General features: G+C 59.3%; 16 protein-coding genes and 3 pseudogenes. 6 read left to right on the forward strand and 13 right to left on the reverse strand.

Annotated features, from left to right (window positions below):
• Positions 1–15: 15 nt before the first annotated feature.
• The 5 genes and pseudogenes from OU993_RS18385 to OU993_RS18405 form a co-directional block, all read left to right on the forward strand.
• Positions 16–693: a conjugal transfer protein TrbF gene (locus OU993_RS18385; RefSeq protein WP_268159946.1), complete on the forward strand. Its 678-nt coding sequence runs from the start codon at positions 16–18 to the stop codon at positions 691–693.
• Positions 694–710: 17 nt separating this feature from the next.
• Positions 711–1,565 carry a P-type conjugative transfer protein TrbG gene (gene trbG, locus OU993_RS18390; RefSeq protein ID WP_268159948.1) on the forward strand — a complete coding sequence of 285 codons (855 nt, stop codon included), beginning with the start codon at positions 711–713 and terminating at the stop codon, positions 1,563–1,565.
• Positions 1,565–2,038, forward strand: coding sequence for a conjugal transfer protein TrbH (gene trbH / locus OU993_RS18395; protein ID WP_268159950.1), 474 nt, complete (start codon positions 1,565–1,567; stop codon positions 2,036–2,038). The genes trbG and trbH overlap by 1 nt, the downstream gene beginning before the upstream one ends.
• An 11-nt stretch (positions 2,039–2,049) precedes the next feature.
• Positions 2,050–3,354, forward strand: a complete 1,305-nt coding sequence (gene trbI, locus OU993_RS18400) for an IncP-type conjugal transfer protein TrbI (protein WP_268159952.1) — start codon at positions 2,050–2,052, stop codon at positions 3,352–3,354.
• A pseudogene (locus OU993_RS18405) lies at positions 3,338–3,846 on the forward strand (IS5/IS1182 family transposase); the annotation flags it as partial. The gene trbI and the pseudogene OU993_RS18405, both read left to right, overlap by 17 nt.
• Before the next feature lie 30 nt (positions 3,847–3,876).
• Here OU993_RS18405 and OU993_RS18410 read toward each other — a convergent pair.
• The 10 genes and pseudogenes from OU993_RS18410 to OU993_RS18455 all read right to left on the reverse strand — a co-directional run bounded on the left by OU993_RS18410 (position 3,877) and on the right by OU993_RS18455 (position 11,241).
• On the reverse strand, positions 3,877–4,209 hold the full coding sequence (locus OU993_RS18410) for a hypothetical protein (RefSeq protein ID WP_268159954.1): 333 nt from the start codon (positions 4,207–4,209) through the stop codon (positions 3,877–3,879).
• A gap of 3 nt (positions 4,210–4,212) precedes the next feature.
• The gene (locus OU993_RS18415; protein ID WP_268159956.1) at positions 4,213–5,058 is read right to left on the reverse strand and encodes a dioxygenase family protein; all 846 of its coding nucleotides are present in this window, start codon (positions 5,056–5,058) and stop codon (positions 4,213–4,215) included.
• Between the two features lie 12 nt (positions 5,059–5,070).
• Positions 5,071–6,180, reverse strand: coding sequence for a branched-chain amino acid ABC transporter permease (locus OU993_RS18420; RefSeq protein ID WP_268159958.1), 1,110 nt, complete (start codon positions 6,178–6,180; stop codon positions 5,071–5,073).
• An 11-nt stretch (positions 6,181–6,191) separates the two neighbouring features.
• Entirely contained in the window at positions 6,192–7,055 is an 864-nt protein-coding gene (locus OU993_RS18425; RefSeq protein ID WP_268159960.1) for a branched-chain amino acid ABC transporter permease, read from the reverse strand.
• Positions 7,052–7,765, reverse strand: coding sequence for an ABC transporter ATP-binding protein (locus OU993_RS18430; protein WP_268159962.1), 714 nt, complete (start codon positions 7,763–7,765; stop codon positions 7,052–7,054). Before OU993_RS18430 ends, OU993_RS18425 begins: the two co-directional genes overlap by 4 nt.
• Positions 7,762–8,481, reverse strand: a complete 720-nt coding sequence (locus tag OU993_RS18435; protein ID WP_268159963.1) for an ABC transporter ATP-binding protein — start codon at positions 8,479–8,481, stop codon at positions 7,762–7,764. The genes OU993_RS18430 and OU993_RS18435 overlap by 4 nt, the downstream gene beginning before the upstream one ends.
• 72 nt (positions 8,482–8,553) lie before the next feature.
• Complete coding sequence (locus OU993_RS18440) at positions 8,554–9,819, reverse strand: ABC transporter substrate-binding protein (RefSeq protein WP_268159965.1); 1,266 nt, start codon at positions 9,817–9,819, stop codon at positions 8,554–8,556.
• 26 nt (positions 9,820–9,845) lie between these two features.
• Positions 9,846–10,499: pseudogene (locus tag OU993_RS18445) on the reverse strand (maleylacetate reductase); the annotation flags it as partial.
• Positions 10,457–10,843: a hypothetical protein gene (locus OU993_RS18450; protein WP_326493852.1), complete on the reverse strand. Its 387-nt coding sequence runs from the start codon at positions 10,841–10,843 to the stop codon at positions 10,457–10,459. The pseudogene OU993_RS18445 and the gene OU993_RS18450, both read right to left, overlap by 43 nt.
• 221 nt (positions 10,844–11,064) lie before the next feature.
• Positions 11,065–11,241 (reverse strand): hypothetical protein, encoded by a 177-nt coding sequence (locus OU993_RS18455; RefSeq protein WP_025419229.1) that lies wholly within the window; start codon positions 11,239–11,241, stop codon positions 11,065–11,067.
• A 494-nt stretch (positions 11,242–11,735) separates the two neighbouring features.
• On the opposite strand from OU993_RS18455, the gene OU993_RS18460 reads away from it, so the two are divergent.
• Complete coding sequence (locus tag OU993_RS18460) at positions 11,736–12,575, forward strand: DUF3800 domain-containing protein (protein WP_268159969.1); 840 nt, start codon at positions 11,736–11,738, stop codon at positions 12,573–12,575.
• 367 nt (positions 12,576–12,942) lie between these two features.
• On the opposite strand, the gene OU993_RS18465 is transcribed toward OU993_RS18460, so the two are convergent.
• The 3 genes and pseudogenes from OU993_RS18465 to OU993_RS18475 form a co-directional block, all read right to left on the reverse strand.
• A complete protein-coding gene (locus OU993_RS18465) occupies positions 12,943–13,254 on the reverse strand; it encodes a type II toxin-antitoxin system RelE/ParE family toxin (protein ID WP_268159971.1) in 312 nt (103 codons plus the stop codon).
• The gene (locus OU993_RS18470) at positions 13,251–13,502 is read right to left on the reverse strand and encodes an antitoxin (RefSeq protein WP_268159973.1); all 252 of its coding nucleotides are present in this window, start codon (positions 13,500–13,502) and stop codon (positions 13,251–13,253) included. The genes OU993_RS18465 and OU993_RS18470 overlap by 4 nt, the downstream gene beginning before the upstream one ends.
• Before the next feature lie 392 nt (positions 13,503–13,894).
• Positions 13,895–15,579 (reverse strand): annotated as a pseudogene (locus OU993_RS18475) (ISL3 family transposase).
• Between the last annotated feature and the right edge of the window lie 246 nt (positions 15,580–15,825).

Genomic DNA, 15,825 nt, shown 5'->3' on the forward strand with positions numbered 1-15,825 from the left:
TGGAGGCTGATCCCCATGGCCGGACGCAATCCGCCAGATAATCCCCCTATTGCCAATCCCTACCTCGCAGCACGCAACGAGTGGAACGAGCGCTATGGTTCCTATGTGAAGGCGGCCGCAGCCTGGCGCATCGTCGGCGTCACCGGCATGGTGATGGCAGTGATCGGCTTCACTTACGCGCTCTACCAAAGCACGCAGGTGAAACTCGTTCCCTATATCGTCGAGGTCGACAAGCTCGGAACGGCCTCCGATGCCGGCTTCCCGCAGCAGATCGAATATGCCGATCCGCGTGTGGTGCGCGCCACGCTCGGCAGCTTCGTCTCGAATTTCCGGAGCGTGACGCCGGATGCGGTGGTGCAAAAGCAATATATCGACCGGACCTACGGCCTGCTCCGGACCTCGGATCCGGCGACAGAGAAGGTCAATGCCTGGTTCCGCTCCAATTCGCCCTTCGAGAAGGCGAAGGCCGCCACGGTCGCTGTCGAGGTCAACAATATCGTCGCGCTCTCGAACCAGTCCTATCAGGTCGATTGGACCGAGTTCGAGCGCGATCGCCGCGGCAAGGAGACAGCCACCCGACGCTTTCGCGGCATCGCCACCGTTACCCTTACACCGCCGCAGGACGAGGGCGTCATCCGTCTCAACCCCATCGGTCTCTATGTCAGGGACTTCGACTGGACAGCGCAGCTTTGAAAGGCATGGCCCCGAACATGAATATCCGTCACAGAAAACTACGGGCCACATTGACTGCCGGCGCCATCACTTCGGCGGTGCTGGCGCCTTCGATCTTGGCTCCTTTTTATGCTTTTGCTGCCGATGGTGTGACCGCCAACGAGGCGAAGGGCATGGGGATTTCCACCCAGTGGCGCGGATCGCGCGGTCTCGTGACCAAAGGAGCCGACGGCAAGGTGATCTTTCTCTATGGCGAGGTTCAGCCGTCGGTCGTCTGCTCACCGCTGCAGGTCTGCGACATCGAGCTTCAGGCCGGCGAGGTCGTTCGCGACGTGTTGGTTGGCGACACTGTACGCTGGAAGGTCGAACCTGCCACATCTGGGACGGCCGGTGGCCAGGCGATCCACCTGATCGTCAAGCCGTCGGAGCCAGGCCTCGTCACCTCGATGGTGGTGACGACCTCGCGGCGGACCTACCATATCCAGCTCAAGTCGCATTCGAGCCAATACATGGCCCGTGTCGGTTTCGAATATCCGGAGGATGTTGCTGCCAAGCTCGCCGATATCAATTCCCGGCTCGAGGCAAGCACGATCCCCGGCGCCGGCGTGCCGGCCGAGCAGTTGAACTTCTCATATTCGGTCTCAGGCAGGGCCACCTGGCGGCCGACACGGGTCTATTCCGATGGCCTGAAAACCTACATCCAGTTCCCGCGCTCGATCTCCGGCCAGGATGCGCCGGTGCTCTTCGTCACATCCGGCGGCCAGAACCGCATCGTCAACTACCGAATGAAGGGCGACATGATGGTGGTCGATTATCATGTCGATCGTGCGCTGCTGGTCTCGGGCGTCGGCTGGAAACAGGAGAAGGTGAAGATCAGAAGGGGAGGGCGGTGATGCGAAACTTTGCCAACAATCTCCTCCTACGCACCATCCGCGGCCTCGCCGCAGCCTGCACCTTCGCCATCCTCCTCTCCGGATGCCAGTCGATAGGGACTGACGGTCTTGTCGCCAGCAACGCACCGCCGGAAATCTCCGGCCCGGCTGCAAGCGCCATTGCCGGCGATTTGGTCAGCCGGCTTGCCGAGCAGATCGGACCCGGCAAGGCGACGGTTGCGCTGAAGGCAGATGCGTCACCCTTCGGGCAGGCCTTAGAGGCGGCACTGAAAGGCTGGGGTTATGCCGTTGTCACCGACCAGAAGACGGACGACGGAACGAAGATCATCCCGCTCGCCTATGTGATCGTGCTCTTCGACGGACAAGTGCTGGCGCGTCTTTCGACCGATAGCGTCGAGCTCGGCCGGGCCTACACCGTGACTGCCAGCGGTGCTGCGCCGGCTAGCGCGCTCTCGCTGATGCGACGTGGCTGAAGGGAAGCATCATGGTCCAATCCTTGCAACTTGGCGGCGCTGCAAATGCCGAAGCGGAATCCGGCATCAAGCGGATCAATCGCCTGCCGATTATCGTGGTGATCGTGCTGGTCATCGCTTTCCTGGGCGTGATTTTCTACGGGCTTTCCTCCCGTGGACTCTATTTCGGGAAGGACAGCGGTCCGGAAACGAGCTCGGGCAATCCGGCTTCAACCTTCGCCGACCAGATCAAGCGCGGCGTGACGGACGGCATCATCGGCGAGCCACAACAGCAGACGACGTTCCAGCCGACTCCTGTCGAGACCAAACAGGAAGAGAAGGCGAACAATCCCTTCACGCCGCAGCCGGGACAAAACCAGGAACAGCAGCGCGGGCAGGAACTGGAAAACGAAGAGGTCTGGCGTGCACGGCTTGAGCGCGAGCAGAGGGAGCAATATCTGCGTGAGCGGCACCGACAACGCATGGCCCGGCTGCAGGCGAATGATGCGGCCTACGACGCCCCGCTCGCGATAGATCGCAGCAAGCTGGCGGCGCGGACAGACGAGACCACCGGAACGACGACAAACACTTCGCCGTCGACAACCGCCGGCGCCAGCTCAGATCTTTACGCCGCCGCGTTGCGGGCTGGTCTCGGCGGGCAGAATGTCGATCCGAACGGGCAGAACTCCAAAGAGGACTTTTTCAACGCCGATCTCAAGGAACTCGGATATCTCCCAAATCGCGTCGTGCCACAGCAGTCGCCGTATGAACTCAAGCGCGGTTCGGTCATTCCGGCGACGCTCATATCAGGCATCAATTCGGACCTGCCCGGTCGGATCACAGCCCAGGTCAGTCAGAACGTTTACGACAGCGCGACTGGGCATCGCCTGCTGATCCCGCAAGGAGCGAAGCTGTTCGGGCGCTACGACAGCAAGGTGTCGTTCGGTCAGAGCCGCGTGCTTGTGGTCTGGACGGATATCATCTTCCCCGATGGATCCACGCTGCAGATCGGAGGCATGGCAGGAACAGATGCGCAAGGCTATGGCGGTTTCCAGGACAAGGTGAACAACCATTATTGGAGAACATTCGGCTCGGCGGCGCTGATCGCGCTGATTGGAACCGGGATCGATGCGTCCATACCCGAAAGTTCGACGCTTGCCACGCAGGATACGGCATCAGATGCGGCAAGGCGGAATTTCGCGGAAAGCTTCGGAAGGGCTGCCGAGCAGACGATCAGCCGAAACCTCAACGTCCAGCCAACGCTCGAAATCCGGCCTGGCTACAAGTTCAACGTTCTCGTTGATCAGGACATTGTGTTTCCTGAAAGTTTTCGTTGAAGCAGACAGTGGCGAGGTCATTGCCCATATTCTTACAGATCAGGAAGCCGGCGACACCTCGCAAATGCAGCCATTGCTGTGTCAGGTGGATGATGAAATCAGCCAATTCACTGCCGATGGCACCCATAGTGGTACTCCGACCTACGACGGCGTTCTGCGTCACAGTGCAGAAGCAAGGGCGTCATTCCGCTGCGGTCGAGCTCCATTGAACTACCCAACGCGCAAGCATGCTTCCAGAGAGACGATCACATCGGACCCAGGCAGGCAGGTGGTCGGCTGAAATCACCGACGTCGACCGGCTATGGCAACCGAGCTTTGGTTGAAACCGTGATGGGTCGATACGAGGGCGTCATCGATCCGCGGCTCCGCGCTTGGTGATACCTCGCTCAACAGACTGAAACCGTGATCGGCGTGGCCATCCTCAACCGAATATTCGCCTGCGAAAGACCGAAATCTGTTTTTTGCCAGGCCTCTACGGGGGCAACCAAATAATCGGTGGCCACCCCCAATAGGGGATCAGGCTTATTTCAGTGCGACATATGTCTGCGGGTCGAGCGCAGCAGCGCGAACGGCGACATGATGGCCGGAGGCCTCCGAAACCATCGCGCGCAGCTTGCCGCAAACTTCACTGACTGTTTCCTGCGTCCGGTCAGGTTTGGGCAGGATCATCAGTTCGACGTTCACGCGCGGCTGAACTTCGAGCGCCGTGACCTTCAGGATCGCGAACTGGCACGCACTCTTGTCGACCTTCAGCTCGGCACAGAGCATTTCCCGGATCGGCACCAGCGCGGACCTGAGAGACAGAACAGACGTTTCAGGAAGCATTTCGTCGATATAGATTTTCATGTTGGGCATGGGTCACCTCGAAATGGGGCAGAGTATGAAGTCGAATGGCGAACGCCAGAGCGTCTCCGCTCCGCTGAGGCGTTCATAGGGGGCCACAAGGGTGTTCTTCACCCCGAAAACGGTGTCGGATTCGAGATACGGGTCATCGCCGACGAAGGTGTGCGTGACGAGCTTTTGATATCCGTCCGCCGTGACAATGTAATGCATGTGGGCCGGGCGATAGGGATGGCGCCCGAGATGACCCAACATCTGGCCAACCGGTCCGTCATCAGGAATAGGGTACGAAACCGGTTTGATCCCAACGAAACTGTAGCGACCGTCAGCTTTGGTGATGAAAAGGCCGCGATTGTTCCATTTTGGTTGGATGTCGGGCTGCTGGACATCGTAGAATCCGTCGGCATTGTCTGACCAGACATCGATGCGAGCGCCCTCGATTGGATTACCGTCGAGATCGAGAACGCTTCCTTCAAAAAGGCAGCTGTCACCCTTGCCATCGAGCGAGATGCAATCGCCCATGGACCGGACTGGTGGGCCGTCGACATGAAACGGTCCCAAGACCGTGTTCTCCGTTGCCCCCTCCGGCCGGCGATTGTTAATGGCATCGACCAGCATAGAAAGGCCAAGCGTATCGGACAGTAGGATGAACTCCTGCCGTTCCTGGCTGCAGATCTGACCGGTCTTTGTCAGGAAATCGACGCCGGTTTCCCATTCCTCCTGCGTCAGCTGAATTTCCTTGGTAAAGGCATGAAGATGTTTGACGAGACACGCCATAATTTCGGCAAGGCGCGGGCTGGTGCCGGGCCCAATGCGCGCGTTTACAGCCTCGACCGAGCCTGCTTCGGTAAAATAGTCACTCATGAGAATTTGCTCCTATATAGATGTAACGGATCGGCGGTTTTCCATGCCATTCGCTGGCTGGCTGGCTGCCAGTCGAGAGACGTCTTCAGAGCAGCGTCTGGGTGGCGCGAGATGGCGGAGCGGTAGGATCTCAAGGCCCGTTCGGTCGACGAACGTGCCCCAGAGGCCGCGGCGCGCAAAAAGCATGATGGGGATGCCAAGAAGGCCGAGGACGATCAGGTAGGCCGTGCCATAGTCGGCCATCAGCCGCTGGAGGCAGTAGAAGACGGCGACGCCAATGATCGGCCCGGGCAATGTTCCTATCCCTCCGATGACGACGACGAAGATCACGAACGCGGTCCAGTCGATCACGGAGAAGGCCGCATCCGGCGTGACACGCGTGATTTGCATGAACATCAGCGCACCACACAGGCCGGTTCCTAGGGCCGTGAAAATGAACACCGCCACCTTGATGCGCACCGGGTCAACTCCGACCGACCGAGCCGCATTGGCATTGTCGCGGATGGCCTGAAGGCCCAATCCCATACGAGACCTTAGGAAAAGGTAGGAGGCAACAAGCAGAAGGAGTGTGAGCGTCAGCGCAACCCAATATGTAAGTGCGTCGGCAGCGGCGGCAGAGCTGACGTCAAGCACCTCCTTGATAGCCTCGACACCGAACATGTCCCTCGCCGTGCCTTTGGGCAGCGATGTGCCGGTTCCGCCCCCTAGAGCCATCCATTGTCCCGCCGTCAGGCGCGAGATGTCGGCGACGACCCAGGTGCCGATGGCGAAATAGGCGCCGTTGAGGCGAAAGGTGAAGAAGGCCATCGGTATGGCGAACAGGGTCGCGGCCAGACCGCCGATGAGTATCCCCACCATGGGGTCGAGCCCCCACAGGATGACGGCCGCGAACATCGCATAGGCGCCGATGCCGACGAAAGCCTGCTGCCCGACGGAGACGAGGCCGGCAAACCCCGCGAGCATGTTCCAGTTCAGGGCGAGGACGAGCAGCGTCAATACACCGAACAGATCCTGGACGATGGCGCGTGGCGCGAAGAAGGGAACTGCGAACAGGGCTCCGATAGTGATGAGGGACAGGAGCGTTGCTGCCACTCGCGAAAGAGTGTGACAAGGATTGTTCATGGCTTCTGGCCTCAATCGTTTGCGCGGGGAAAGAGGCCGCGGGGGCTGACAAGAAGAACGGCGACGAAGGCGAGGTGGCCAGCGAGAATTTGCCACTCGGGGTTCACCGCCGCGCCGATCGCCTGGGCCAGACCGATGACGATGCCGCCGGCAAGCGTTCCCCAGAGACTGCCGAGACCACCAATGATGACGGCCTCGAAGGCGTAAAGCAGGCGCGCGGGTCCGATCGAGGGGTCGAAGTTCGCCCGCGTGCCGAGATAGACGGCCGCGATGCAGGATACGACGAGTGAAAGCCCGGTCGCGATGGCGAAGATCCTGTTCGGCCGAATTCCCATCAGGCGTGCGGTCACTGTATCATCCGATGTCGCACGGAAGGCGCGGCCTAGCGCGGTGGTGTAGAAGAGCCTGTTCAGCGCGAAGATGACAAGCACGGCGGTGGCGAGTGTGAGAAGTGGCATGATGCCGAGCGACAGCGAGCCTAGTTGCAACGATTGCGTCTCGATGGACCCCGCAGAGAGCTTTTGGCTATTCGCCGAGAAACCCTCCAGCAATCCGTTCTGGATGACCACCGATAGGCCGAACGTCACCAGCAATGGCGGCAGCAGGTTGTCGCCGAGCACACTGTTGAGCACATGGGTCTGCAGCAGCCACCCGGCGGCAAACATCACGGGCGCGGCCACGAGAACGGCGAGGAACGGATGCAATCCGAACGCACTCGCAATGACGAGAATGAGATATGCCGAGAGGACAATCAGATCGCCATGGGCGAGATTGACCAGACGCATGATGCCGAAGACAAGGCTGAGACCGGCGGCGAACAGGGCATAGAGCCCGCCGAGCAGGATGCCCTGCATGATGGTATCGAGGGTTATCATGCCTGAACTCCGAAATAGGCGTCATGGATGGCCTCGCGCGACAGGTCTGCGGGGCGTCCCTTAAGCGTGATTCGCCCTTCCGCCATGCAGTAGACGCGGTCCGCGACCTTCAGCGCCTGACCGATGTCCTGCTCGACGACCACGATGGAGGTTCCGGCCGCCTTGATCCTCGGTACCGCGGCATAGATGTCCTTGATGATGACGGGTGCCAGACCGAGGGAGAGCTCGTCGCAAAGCAGCACCCGGGGATTGCTCATCAGCGCACGGCCGATGGCGACCATCTGCTGTTGTCCCCCAGACAGCGCCGTGCCCGGGCTGTGCCGGCGTTCGGCAAGAATCGGAAACAGCTCGTAGAGGCTCTGCAGGTTCCACGGCCCATCCCCCTTGCGGGCATGGGCGCCGATCAGCAGGTTTTCCTCGACGGTCAACGAGGGAAAGAGACGTCGCCCCTCCGGTACCGTGGCGACACCTTTGAGAAGAATGTCCGGGGCATCGAGATGATCGATGCGCGATCCATCCAGCATGACATTGCCGGACCCGACCCTAATGATCCCGGTAAGCGCGCGCATCAGGGTGCTTTTCCCCGCACCGTTCGCGCCGATCATCGCAACCGTTTCACCCGTATCAAGATACATGTCGATGCCGAACAAGGCCTGAAAGTCGCTATAGAAGGCCGTCAGGCCACCGATTTCGAGAAGGTGTCCGCTCATGCCTCGATCCCCAGATAGATTTCCTGAACCGCACGCGACGCCATCACTTCTTCCGGCGGGCCAGCCATGAGGACCTGACCAAAATTCAGCACTATCAGGCGTTCGACGACGCTGTTGAGAGCGTGGAGGACGTGTTCGATCCAGATGATCGCCGTGCCTCCGGCGTGGATTTCGCGGATGGTATCGACCAGCTCCCGACACTCCGCCTCGGTCAGTCCGCCTGCGATTTCGTCGAGCAGGATAACACGTGGTCTGGTCGCCATCGCGCGCGCCAGTTCGAGGCGCTTGCGCTGAAGCAGTGGCAATCCTCCAGCCTCCCTGTTCGCTAGCGTCGCCAGGCGCGTACGCTCGAGGATGTCCATGCAGAAGTCAGGCGCCTCAGTCGCCGGGACGGTTCCTCCGAATCGGGCGGCGACCAGAAGGTTCTCGTAGACGGAAAGTCGGCCGAACGGTTGAGGTATCTGGAACGATCGGCCGATGCCGCTTGCGCAGCGCATCATCGCGCTCTCGCGGGTGACATCGAGACCGTCGAGAAATATCTGGCCCTTGTCGACCGGGAAATTGCCCGTGATGAGATTGAAGAGCGTGGATTTGCCCGCGCCATTCGGGCCGATGATGCCAAGGGCTTCACCGCTGCCCAGATCGAAGCTGACGTCATCCGTCACCTTCAGGGCGCCGAAAGACTTCGATACGGCTTTAAGAGATAGTATCGACATGTTCGCTCCAATGGATTGTCAGACATCGTGAAGAGACCCGGCCGACGCACACCGCGCCGACCGGTCCGTGCCTCAGCCAAGAAGCTCCAGCGTGCCCCCGAGTGGGATCTCCGGCGCATTGGCGTTTTCCACGATGACGAGATCGAAGGTTCCGTCGCTCTTGCGACGCCACTGCCCGCCGACCAGTGGTGTCTTGGCGACATTCTTGCGAGCGAAGGGAGGAACGTTGTCCTTGCCCCACCGAATGTTACCGACCACGGTATCGAGATTGGTCCCGGAAATGGCATTCACCAGCGCCTCGCTGTCGGTGGGGTCGGAGGCGCGCTTCAGGACGTCGGCGGCGAGTTCGAACAACGCATGAGTGAAGCCGACGGGCTGCGTCCACTGGCGCTTTGCCGATTTCGAGAAGGCATTGGCCAATTCGGCCGCACTCTCGCCGGTCAGCGAGGACTTATATGGAAAAGCCGGTGACCAGTAGATCTCCGCCGTCAGATTGTGCCCCAAATCGCCCAGTGCTGCGACGCTTTCGGGGAAAAGGAGCGCCTTTGCAATCGATACGATCTTCGGCTTGAAGCCCTGCTGAGCCGACTGCGTCCAGAATGTGGTGAAATCCGGCGGGATCGGAATGCCGGTGACGATATCGCAGCCGGCCTGCTTGAACGCGTTGATCTGGGCGCTGAAGTCGTCCGTCAGGTTCTGGTAGCGGCCGGGGTCGGTCAGATTGTATCCCGCCGTCTTTGCCGCCGGCGGCATGCCGACCTCGGATGCCCAGGCATTGCCGTCGCCATCGTTCGGCCAGAGGGCTCCGACCTGCTTGTTGGTGTCGAGGCTCTTCCACATGTTCAGGAAGACCGAAACATTGTCCTCAAGGCCCCAGAAGAAGTGATAGGCGTAGTCGAACTCCTGCCAGCTCGCGGGGTCGGCGGGATTTCCCTGCTGCCCGATGAACCAGGGCTGCCACGGAGCGACGGAAGAAATGACCGGCACCTCTTCGCTTTCGGCAATGGCGCAGACCGGATTGGTGGTCTCCGGCGTGGAGGCGACCAGAATGAGGTTCACTTCGTCGCGGCTTATCAGTTCCTTGACGACTTCGGCCGCCCGGTTCGGATTGGACTGGCTGTCCTTGACGATCACCTCCACGTCGAGGCCGAGGGCCTTGGCGCTGTCGAGGAACCTGGCAACCATGTATTTGTCGGCCTCGGCAAAAGCCGAAAGCGGGCCGGACTGAGGAGTCACGTAGCCGACCTTGATCCTGGCGCTTCCGGCAAGGGCCGGCATGGCGAAACCGGCAGCGTAGGCGGCTGCGGTCGTTTTAAGTAGTGTCCGTCTGGTAATCATCGCATTCTCCTCCCGTTTCTTGCGATTTAGTCTGGTCGTGAACCGCTCCATGCGCGTTGCAGCAGATCGCGGATCGCCTGCCTCTCCACGGGCCGTGGGTTCCAATAGGGATTGGTGGTGGCGAGCTCCGCGGCGCGGTCGAGATCGTCCAATGAGAGGCCAAGCGCCTTGAGGCTCATGGGCGCCCCCAACGCGGCAGAAAAGTCGTACAGGGCTTCGCCTGTGGTGTGCGCATCGAATAGCTGGGCCACCGGCGCCAGCAGATCCGGTACGGCCTTTTCGGTGTAGGCGACGGTGTGCGGCAGCATCACTGCGTGTGTTTCCGCATGCGGTAGATCGAAACTGCCGCCGAGCGTGTGGCAGATCTTGTGATGAAGGGCCATTCCGACCATTCCGAGCACGGTGCCGCAGAGCCAGGAGCCATAGAGCGCATTCGAGCGTGCCGTAGCATTATCCGGGTTTGCGGCGATGGCTGGAAGCGCCAGCTTCAGGGCTCGGATACCTTCGAGCGCCAACATCGATGCAATCGGGTTCCGGTCCTGTGCATAGAGCCCTTCTACGGCATGAGCGATTGCGTTCAGGCCGGATGTGATGCTCATCGCGACCGGAAGCCCATATGTGAGGTCAGGATCGTAGATCACTGTTTCGGGAAGGATGGAGGGACCGCGCACTGTCGTCTTGCCCAGCGTTCAGAGACGGAACTGCTGTGAGCGGGCTTTCCGGCCGGTCGAGACCAGGCAGGATCCCTGGCGACGATGCCGACAAGAGCGGCCACCCGGTCGAGCGCATGGACGAAGGTCACGCCGTCCAGATGCTCCGCGAGACCGAAGACATCGCCCTTCGCGTCGGACAGTGGATCGAACCATCCCCGCCCCTCATGGATGACGATGACGATTTCCGCACTGCGCCGGTATTTTACTGCCTTGCGGGTGCTCTCCTTGACATCGATGGAAAAGCCGGCCTGTTCCAACACGGCTGCGCACGGGACACGGTCCCGAAGTTCTTCCAGTTTCTGTTTCTCCATTATTTTCCCGGCGCTCTTGGCGCCGCCCTTCTCTCCAGATCCATTCTTCCCGCAATTTGCGGGACCGTTCCCGGCGGTCCGCGAAGAGCAAAGGAGGCAAGGGCGCGCCATGGCAACCTGCTGATCTGCAGCTTGGCACCTCCCGTCGGTGCCAAGGCGCGGCGAAGCTTCCCTTGTCGCCTGCCGCGCGCAAGCGGCATCAAGGAGAGGAAAATGCCGGCTCAATGAGCCGGCCAGGGATGGAATTCATGCACGATCTCCAGATCGTCTTCATCGTCGAGTTCGTCGCTCGGCAGAACGCCGAACTCGTCGCCGGACCTGAACAGTGTGACCGGAACCATCAGGGTGCGGGAAAGCTGGAAGGCGTGGTTTTGCGCAAGAGAAAGATCGGTGTTCATCTGAGGCTCCATCTTTGGAGCGGGCCATTCCCGCTCGATGGCTCCCGTCAGTGTCCGGAACCGGTCGCGATCACCGCGAAGGCAAAGCCGAAGCGGCCGCAGCTTGCTAGCGGACCCCGTCAGCGGGTTGATCGACGGAGATCCGGGGCCGGACCAGGAAGCCATCCATCAAGAGCGGGATTGGGACGCCTCCATGGGCCTGCCTCCGATAAACAACGATCGTGCTGATGCGGATCTTGTTGTACCCCTCGATACCTGACGCTACCTTCTTTTCGCTCCGGTCATCAGGTCAGAGTCGATGCCCATAACTGCTGCAGGCGGTTCACAGACGACCTGAGGCCGCGAATGCTGGACGTTCGCGATTGTGAGCCATCCGGAGCCGCCTCTTGAAAAGCCGACACGTAACCGATATATATTGAGCATAGTCGAGAGCGCTGATCCGTCGGTGCGTTGAACGATTGTTTCACTCGGCTTACCGAATTGGAGCGGACCGCATGCGGTCCGCTTTTTCGTTCCAGGGGGATTCGTTGCATCTACTATATCTCGACGAGTCTGGTCACTCGCATGATCCAAGCTCCGACTTCTTTGTCCTTGCAGGCTTTAGCATATTCGAGCGCCAAACGCATTGGCTGGAAGCCCAGATAGATCCTGTAGCGGCGCGCTTTAGCTCAACCAATCCTCGAGAAATCGAGTTCCATGGAAACCCAATGCGCTCGGGCAACGGTACCTGGAAAGGTGTGCCTCCCAACGACAGAGTTCAAGCCGTCGTCGATATCTTGTCGCTACTGGCAGACAAGCAGTTACAGTTGAAGGTCTACGCTTGCGTCATCGAAAAGAGGCTCTTTTCTCCGAACGACATTCTGGCTCGGAGCTTCGAGGAGGTGGCTTCGTGTTTTGACGGCTATCTGAAGACGCTTTACAAGAAAAAGAACCCCCAGCGCGGCTTGGTCATCCTCGACAAGAGCAACTATGAGGAGAAAATCCAAACCCTCTCTCATGTGTTTAAGCACGTGGGGCATGCCAACGGCCAACTTCGCAACTTTGCTGAAGTCCCGCTTTTTCTGGATTCAAAGGCATCGCGCCTGATTCAGATGGCGGATTTGATCGCCTACTGGATTTTCCGTCACTTTCAGTCAGGCGACCAGCGTGGCTTCGACCTCATAAGGCCGTACTTTGCCCGGTACGGCATCGGGCCAGTCTCAGGTCTGCGCTGCCATGTCTCGCCGGAGACAGAAGCGCGCCTCGCTTCACTTCCAGTTCCAGCTCACCCTTTTCCGAAAGCAACGCCGAAAGCTATGGCCACCGCATCCCAAGTCGCTACGCCTGAGGATTGAAGGGGTTTTGGTGGTGCATGCGCTCCCTCAACACGCTCGGTTTGAGCTTTTTTCAGTGAAAATTCCGGCTCTTCACCTTCAGCGTATCGATATGAAGATCGGGCGTGAACATGTCCCGCGGAACGACCGGCTTTGGCCTGTCGCGTGAATCCGATCCGCCGCCACCGTGGGCAAACTCATCGCCGCGACCAAGCGTACCACGCCGCCGTGTACGAAGCGGGTGACCTATTCTAGTTCATTGGCGACACGCCGAAATGCGTTAGTCGCCTCCGCCTTGAAGGGATCAGAACTGGCGACCCTCTTTGTGACCACTCGATTGCAACGATTTATCGGTCTCGCGCTCAGGCAATCTCCCTTCGTCAAAACATCATTCGTTCAGACGATCAGCCAAACGCCTCATGAGATCCATTCGTTCGTGAAAAATTGCGACAATGAGGGAGGGCGCATCCTCTTGAGGCAGACAGAAGATGTAGTGATGTTGGCATCGCGCCATCCGCAACGCTGGATAGAGCGCACTCATATCCTTGAAGGGAACTTTGCCCACGGCAAGGTTCCCCATTCCTCGCTCCAAAGCCGAGACGTAGTGGCGCACTTGGGCGGCACTCCATTGCGCACGTGTGTACCGAATGACCGATCGTAGATCCGATTCAGCCTCTGCGGTAAGGATGTAGGCCGTCAAACGCGCCCCTCGGCAATCTCCTCGTCGAGGATCTCACCTACGGTTTTCGTCGATAGTTCTCCCGCGAGCGCGTTACTGATGCGCGTGTTCATCAACGTCTTTAATTCTTCCCAGGCCCGTTCTCCCTCGATATCACCGGGAAAGAGGCGCTCAAGTGCGTACTGCTTGATTGTCTTGCCTTGTAAAGCGGCCAGCGCCTTGAGGCTTTGATGTTGTTGGTCCGTTATGTCGATCGTCAATCGGCTCATCTGACGTCCTCCTAAACTGTAAGCCCACATTAGCACATATGTGGGTATATTGCCACCGCCGCGATGCTCTGTTCCGATGTCGCATGGGGGGTCTTCTATTTCGAGCAAGACGCCGATCACCCCTATCTACCGGTGCCGGGACATAACCCAGAACCGATCTCTCTGCAGGTGCATGCGCAATACTAGATCGAACCTTCAGCTTTCGTCGTGGGGCATCTAAGCCGCCGGAAAGACCGATGCAGCGTATGCATAATTATGGACTTCAAAGAGTTCTTTGCTGCGGGTGTTGTTCCAACTCCCACGCCCGATGTGATCGCTTCCATGTTAGCACTTACAGTCCGGACATGTGTCGCTTTGCACTTAATCCGGGTCTGCCTCACTTTGTGTGGAGATCAGCCCAATTTGATGGGCATCATCCGCGCTCTGAGAAGCTCTACACCTGCTCGGCCATACATGGCGCGCTTGATCGTCTTCAGTCGATTGATCTGACCTTCCGCTTGACCATTGCTCCAAGGCATGTCGATGGCGTTACGGACAGCGTCGATATCGCGGCGAAGAACGCGGGCAAAGCGGGCTAGGGAAACGAGGCCAGAATGAATGGCATCATCAATCCATTCTTCGAGCCTCGCCGACTTTCGGCTATGAAATATTCCGCGAAATCGCATGGAGAAGCTACGCAAAATCGCGAACGTCTGTGATCCCTGTTTGAGGGCGTCCACCTTCCCTGCTTGCTTGTTGGTCAGCGCGCCGCGCGGCTTGATGCAAAGAGTAGCGGCGACAATCGGTGAGATCAAATGACCAGTGTGCGGATCACGCACAGGCGCATCGTCATATGAGCCGTCGGTGAGTCTACTACCAGAGGGCGCCGCCTCACTCTCATCCGCTTCCGGCCTCTCGGCGCGCCGCCAGGTTGCCAGGAGGCGTTCAAGATTGGAAAAGCTGCCGGTGTACCCGCGGTACTTGATGTCATGAAACAGATGCCGCCCACGGCGATTGCCGTCCTCCCAGCATTGGGTGAGAAAGGCTTCGAAGTACAGGGGAGATGTCGGCTGTAACGCTCCCCTGCGTCGGTCGGGTGGCGTTTCAAATGTCAGCCACTTCGCGATGCTGCGACGGCCGTATCCCGTGCGACCCGCAATCTCCGAGCAGGTCAGGCCTTCTTTGCTCAAGGCGTACACCTTCTCGAACACCTCCTTCCGGGACTGCCTATGTGTCCGTCGAAGCTGATTGCGCAACAGCATTCCAGGAGCCTCCTCATGCAAAGCTCGATCGTCATGATCAGTCTCGATATCCTCGTCTGGCAGCAGTGCCCTGCCTGTAGCTCGGCCGGAAAGGCTCATCTGTTCCTCAATCGCAAGACGCAGGTTCTGGAAGAGATGAAAACGGTCAGCCACCTGAGATGCTTGCGGGGCACCTTCACGAGCAGCCTGCGCGTAAAGCCCGCATCGATCTCGGCTGACCACCTCAATGGTGGGATGCCGCTTCAACCATTGTGAAACGCTGCCACGCTACGATCTTCGAGAATGTCCATGACCTTTCGGCGCTCGAGATCAACGATGATCGTGCCGTAGCGCCACGATTTCCTCCAACTCCAGTCATCAATGCCAATGATCCGTGCAGGAGGTTCGTCGTCGGCCTGTGAAGCACTCCGCTTCAAGTGCCGAAGGATGGTGTCGTCGCTGACCGGTATCCCAAGCTGGTTCATCAAGCGCTCTCCTGGGCGTCCACCCGTGCCGTGACCCAGCAGGCCGACTAGCTTCGCGACCCTCGTTGTCCTGCGGGCGTATGGCGATGCGATCTCCGGGATCGAGTCGGTGAAAGTTTGCCGCTTGCACTGCCGATATGTGCAACGCCAGCGGCTCAACCGAAGCCTTACCGTCACTTCATTACCCTGGATCGGCAGGTCCTGAAGACTGCGGTGCGACCAGCCATGCCGATTTCTGCTCTGTTTACGGCAATCTGGACATGTGCCCGAAGATGGTCCGCAAGCAGACACCGCCCAATTACCATCGCCGTTGGATACGACGTCTTGCACCTTGATGCCCGGACCGGGCGACCATTTTGATTTTGTTCTCATGCCCGCCAATAGCGAAGTGCCTGCTAACGATCTGTTAACCACACAAAGTCAGGCAGACCCCGTTAACTGCCAATCTGGCTCAAAGCGGCCGCATTCTCACGGTTAACTGCCAACCGACAGCACGAATAACATGATAGCTGAACTCAAGTAAAACTATCCTCTGACGAAGAGAGCCGTGGCAGCCTTTCCTTAAGCGACGCCAGAGCCCTAAATCGGCAAATTACGTGGAATTTGAGGAGAGCTGCC

Source organism: Rhizobium sp. SL86 (assembly GCF_026672545.1).
In the GTDB taxonomy this organism is placed as follows: domain Bacteria; phylum Pseudomonadota; class Alphaproteobacteria; order Rhizobiales; family Rhizobiaceae; genus Neorhizobium.

Coding starts and splice junctions, on each gene's coding strand:
- OU993_RS18430 (WP_268159962.1), bottom strand. CDS start 7,765: ATGAGCGGACACCTTCTCGAAATCGGTGGCCTGACGGCCTTCTATAGC.
- OU993_RS18385 (WP_268159946.1), top strand. CDS start 16: ATGGCCGGACGCAATCCGCCAGATAATCCCCCTATTGCCAATCCCTAC.
- OU993_RS18415 (WP_268159956.1), bottom strand. CDS start 5,058: ATGAGTGACTATTTTACCGAAGCAGGCTCGGTCGAGGCTGTAAACGCG.
- OU993_RS18425 (WP_268159960.1), bottom strand. CDS start 7,055: ATGATAACCCTCGATACCATCATGCAGGGCATCCTGCTCGGCGGGCTC.
- OU993_RS18460 (WP_268159969.1), top strand. CDS start 11,736: ATGCGGTCCGCTTTTTCGTTCCAGGGGGATTCGTTGCATCTACTATAT.
- OU993_RS18455 (WP_025419229.1), bottom strand. CDS start 11,241: ATGAACACCGATCTTTCTCTTGCGCAAAACCACGCCTTCCAGCTTTCC.
- trbG (WP_268159948.1), top strand. CDS start 711: ATGAATATCCGTCACAGAAAACTACGGGCCACATTGACTGCCGGCGCC.
- trbI (WP_268159952.1), top strand. CDS start 2,050: ATGGTCCAATCCTTGCAACTTGGCGGCGCTGCAAATGCCGAAGCGGAA.
- OU993_RS18435 (WP_268159963.1), bottom strand. CDS start 8,481: ATGTCGATACTATCTCTTAAAGCCGTATCGAAGTCTTTCGGCGCCCTG.
- trbH (WP_268159950.1), top strand. CDS start 1,565: ATGCGAAACTTTGCCAACAATCTCCTCCTACGCACCATCCGCGGCCTC.
- OU993_RS18410 (WP_268159954.1), bottom strand. CDS start 4,209: ATGCCCAACATGAAAATCTATATCGACGAAATGCTTCCTGAAACGTCT.
- OU993_RS18450 (WP_326493852.1), bottom strand. CDS start 10,843: ATGGAGAAACAGAAACTGGAAGAACTTCGGGACCGTGTCCCGTGCGCA.
- OU993_RS18470 (WP_268159973.1), bottom strand. CDS start 13,502: ATGAGCCGATTGACGATCGACATAACGGACCAACAACATCAAAGCCTC.
- OU993_RS18440 (WP_268159965.1), bottom strand. CDS start 9,819: ATGATTACCAGACGGACACTACTTAAAACGACCGCAGCCGCCTACGCT.
- OU993_RS18420 (WP_268159958.1), bottom strand. CDS start 6,180: ATGAACAATCCTTGTCACACTCTTTCGCGAGTGGCAGCAACGCTCCTG.